This window comes from Phyllobacterium sp. (assembly GCF_037994405.1).
Classification (GTDB): Bacteria; Pseudomonadota; Alphaproteobacteria; order Rhizobiales; family Rhizobiaceae; genus Phyllobacterium.
Map to the genome: position 1 here is coordinate 1 of NZ_JBBNAN010000250.1, position 3434 is coordinate 3434.

The following is a 3434-nucleotide window of genomic DNA, read 5'->3' on the forward strand; positions in this document are numbered from 1 at the left end:
GTCTGCAGTCCACTCTCTTTTCAAGGCGTACTATTGAATAGGTCGCCACAATAGGCTTTTAATCGGGATTGTAGACATTCAGGCTACAATCGAAAACGCTCCAGATTCGCCTATTATCGGCATTTTCAAACGAACAGTTGCTGGTGCCTGCCCGTATCATACAGCGCTGGGTCTGCAGTAGCCGCCGCTTTTCGCTAAGCAATTCTCCTGATTGACATTTACGGTCGCGACTATGAATCTCTAGCCGCACTATAACCGGGTTGTTGCCAATCTCGCGCGCTCCCATACGCACCAAGGGTTTAAAATGGCTACTGGCACTGTTAAATGGTTCAATTCGACCAAAGGTTTTGGCTTCATTCAGCCGGATGATGGCGGTATGGATGTTTTCGTTCACATCTCGGCCGTAGAGCGGGCCGGACTACGCGGCCTCAATGACGGTCAGAAAATCAAGTACGAAATGGTGCGGGACAAGAAATCGGGCAAAATGTCGGCCGATCAGTTGAGCACCGACTAACGATGTGACTCGTTCGCGCCCGCGGCGAAGGCTGGTCTGGCATAGCAAGAGGGCTGGAGTTGCTGTCTGGCCCTTTTTTCGCATCACTCACACTGAGAGCGGCAAACACTGATCGGGCCGCGCCTAAGCGCGGCACCCGAAGGGATCAGCGGCGACTTGAGGCTGCGATGGTGGGATAATCGGTATAGCCAGCGGAGCCGCCGCCATAGAGCGTCGCCTGATCGAATTTAGCCAGCGGCGCGCGCGTCTTCAACCGTTCCACCAGGTCGGGATTGGCGATGAAGGGTCGACCGAAGGCGAACAGGTCCGCCTTTTCCTCAGTGAGATGCGACGTCGCAAGCTCGAGATCATAGCCGTTGTTGGCTATATAGGTGTTGCCGAAGCGGCGGCGGAGCGAGCCCAAGTCGAACGGTGTGACATCGCGCGGTCCGCCCGTGGCGCCCTCGACGACATGAATGTAGACGATACCCAAGGCGTCGAGTTGGTCGACGATATAGTTGAACTGGGCCTGGGGGTCGCTGCTCGAGACACTGTTGGCGGGCGAGACAGGCGAAATGCGAATTCCGGTGCGCTCGGCGCCAATCTCCTGGACCACTGCAGCCGTAACCTCCAGCATCAGCCGGGCCCGATTCTCGATAGATCCGCCGTAGGCGTCCGTCCGGGCGTTGGCGCCATCCTTGGCAAACTGGTCGAGAAGGTAGCCGTTGGCGCCGTGGACTTCCACGCCATCGAATCCCGCCGCAACGGCGTTTGCAGCTGCTTTGCGGAAGTCGTCCACGATGCCCGGCAGTTCATCGAGTTCGAGCGCGCGCGGCTCCGAGACATCAGCGAAGCCATTGTTGACGAACGTCTTGGTTTCAGCCCGGATCGCCGACGGCGCAACTGGAGCGGTGCCGTTTTCCTGGAGGTCGACGTGGCTGACGCGGCCGACATGCCAGAGCTGCAGGAAAATCCGCCCGCCCTTGGCGTGCACAGCGGATGTGACCTTGCGCCAGCCCTCAATCTGAGCCTGGGAGTAGATGCCGGGAGTGTCTTGGTAACCCTGTCCCTGCTGCGAGATCTGCGTGGCCTCGGAAATCAGCAGGCCGGCCGACGCTCGCTGGCCATAATACTCTGCGGTGAGATCGCCTGGAACGAAGCCCGGGCTAGCGCGATTGCGCGTCAAGGGCGCCATGACTATTCGATTGGAGAGGGTTAGCGAGCCGAGTGTATAGGGCTCGAACAGTGTTTTGTTTGACATAACTTACCTTTGCTTGCCCCCGCCGCAGCGGGTCGTTTATCGAAATCTTTAGTTGATTTTTTAGGCGACCGCGCGGTACCGCTCGGCCGGATGCTGATTCCCATAGTTTGGAAGCATTGCCTGCCGCGCTGCCTCAAGCGCGTCCCACTGACCGGCATCGGGAAGCGGGGGGATTGTTACCGGTTCGCGGCGGTCGAACCCAACCAGCGCCGCATCAACCAGATCGTCCACCTCCATCACGTTGGAGAGCGTGTTGACGTCGGCTCCGACGTGCTCCCATATCTCGGTTCGCGTCGTGGCGGGAAGCACGGCCTGGACGTAAACTCCTTTCGGCGCGAGCTCGAGGCTGAGCCCCTGCGACAGAAACAGAACGAAGGCCTTGGTTGCGCCGTAGACCGTCATGCCGAACTCCGGCGCCAAGCCGACCACGGAGCCGATGTTGACGATTGCTCCTTCGCCGGCCTTCGCAAGCCGCGGGGCGATGGCGCTAGCAAGCCGCAGAAGCGCGGTCGTATTGAGTGCCACCAGCCGCGCGACGACATCAGTGCTCTGCTCGATGAAGCTTCCGCCGATGGCCGTTCCGGCATTGTTGACGAGGATTCCGATGCGGGCGTCATCGCGCAGCCTCGTCTCTACCGTTGCAAGCTCGGCAGGCTGCGTAAGGTCGGCCTGGATGATGTCGACCGCCACGCCATGCTCTTGACGCATCCGGGCTCCCAAGGCCTCCATCCGTGCCACGTCACGGGCAACCAGCACGAGGTCGTGCCCGCGGCGCGCGAAGCGCTCGGCATAGGAGGCGCCGATGCCCGTGGAAGCGCCGGTGATGAGAACTGACGGAATGGTGGTCATGGCATTGCTCTTTTCTCTGATGGAACCTATAATCATGACGGCTATCATGATTACGTAAATATGATCGTCATCATGTAAAAGTCAATGGGCAAGACGGAGAATTTTGAAATGAAGGTCAGTCGAGAGCAGATGGCGGAGAACCGCAACCGGATTCTGGATGTTGCCAGTCGGCTGTTTCGCGACAAGGGGTTTGACGCGGTCAGCGTGGCGGAAGTGATGAAAGCGGCCGGGCTCACCCACGGCGGCTTCTATGGCCATTTCAGTTCGAAGGACGACCTGATCGCAAACACCCTTGCCCATGTCCTCGCGGCGGACGCAGGCGGAGGGGGGGATTTTCGCGCTTATTTGGATGCCTATCTTTCGCCGCGGCATCGCGACAATGCCGCCGGTGGTTGCCCGACCGCGGGCCTTGTTGCGGACATCCGATATCAGACTCCGGCTGCACGCTCGGCCATGACCGAAGGCCTTCGGTCGCAGATCGACCGTATCGGCAAGGCGATCCCGGAGGTGAACGCGGTCGACAGGCGTCGTGCGGCAGTTGGAAGCTGGGCGGCGATGGTGGGGGCAGTAATCCTCGCCCGGGCGATCGACGATCCCACGCTGTCGGATGAGGTTCTGGAACAGACACGTGCGTGGGTTGATGCCGGCATCAGCCAGGTATCTGCCAGCTAACGATGACGCCGACGTGCGTCCTGGCCAGGTGGCGCGCCGTGCGAAGCGCCTGCTCTTCGCTGTCTAACGCTGCAGCATCGAACGCCGGCACCAGCTCACGGTCATCCGACCTTGAGAACGCCGTGACAACAATGAGCTGAGTGTGTTGAGTCATGAAGG

Annotated in this window: 4 protein-coding genes and 1 pseudogene; 2 read left to right on the top strand and 3 right to left on the bottom strand. The window is 60.0% G+C overall.

The annotated features are described in order from the left end of the window. Positions 1–304: 304 nt before the first annotated feature. On the top strand, positions 305–514 hold the full coding sequence (locus tag AAAC48_RS14120; RefSeq protein ID WP_340654785.1) for a cold-shock protein: 210 nt from the start codon (positions 305–307) through the stop codon (positions 512–514). 145 nt (positions 515–659) lie between these two features. Here AAAC48_RS14120 and AAAC48_RS14125 read toward each other — a convergent pair whose 3' ends face one another. Beyond that, the gene (locus tag AAAC48_RS14125) at positions 660–1754 is read right to left on the bottom strand and encodes an alkene reductase (RefSeq protein ID WP_340654786.1); all 1095 of its coding nucleotides are present in this window, start codon (positions 1752–1754) and stop codon (positions 660–662) included. Positions 1755–1814: 60 nt separating this feature from the next. Further along, positions 1815–2603 carry an SDR family oxidoreductase gene (locus tag AAAC48_RS14130; protein WP_340654787.1) on the bottom strand — a complete coding sequence of 263 codons (789 nt, stop codon included), beginning with the start codon at positions 2601–2603 and terminating at the stop codon, positions 1815–1817. 108 nt (positions 2604–2711) lie between these two features. On the opposite strand from AAAC48_RS14130, the gene AAAC48_RS14135 reads away from it, so the two are divergent. Next, positions 2712–3275 (top strand): helix-turn-helix domain-containing protein, encoded by a 564-nt coding sequence (locus tag AAAC48_RS14135; RefSeq protein ID WP_340654788.1) that lies wholly within the window; start codon positions 2712–2714, stop codon positions 3273–3275. Here AAAC48_RS14135 and AAAC48_RS14140 read toward each other — a convergent pair. After that, a pseudogene (locus AAAC48_RS14140) lies at positions 3253–3434 on the bottom strand (hypothetical protein); the annotation flags it as partial. The gene AAAC48_RS14135 and the pseudogene AAAC48_RS14140 overlap by 23 nt on opposite strands.

Excerpts from the sequence above, each read along its gene's own strand:
- AAAC48_RS14120 (WP_340654785.1), top strand. The coding sequence starts at position 305 with ATGGCTACTGGCACTGTTAAATGGTTCAATTCGACCAAAGGTTTTGGC.
- AAAC48_RS14135 (WP_340654788.1), top strand. The coding sequence starts at position 2,712 with ATGAAGGTCAGTCGAGAGCAGATGGCGGAGAACCGCAACCGGATTCTG.
- AAAC48_RS14125 (WP_340654786.1), bottom strand. The coding sequence starts at position 1,754 with ATGTCAAACAAAACACTGTTCGAGCCCTATACACTCGGCTCGCTAACC.
- AAAC48_RS14130 (WP_340654787.1), bottom strand. The coding sequence starts at position 2,603 with ATGACCACCATTCCGTCAGTTCTCATCACCGGCGCTTCCACGGGCATC.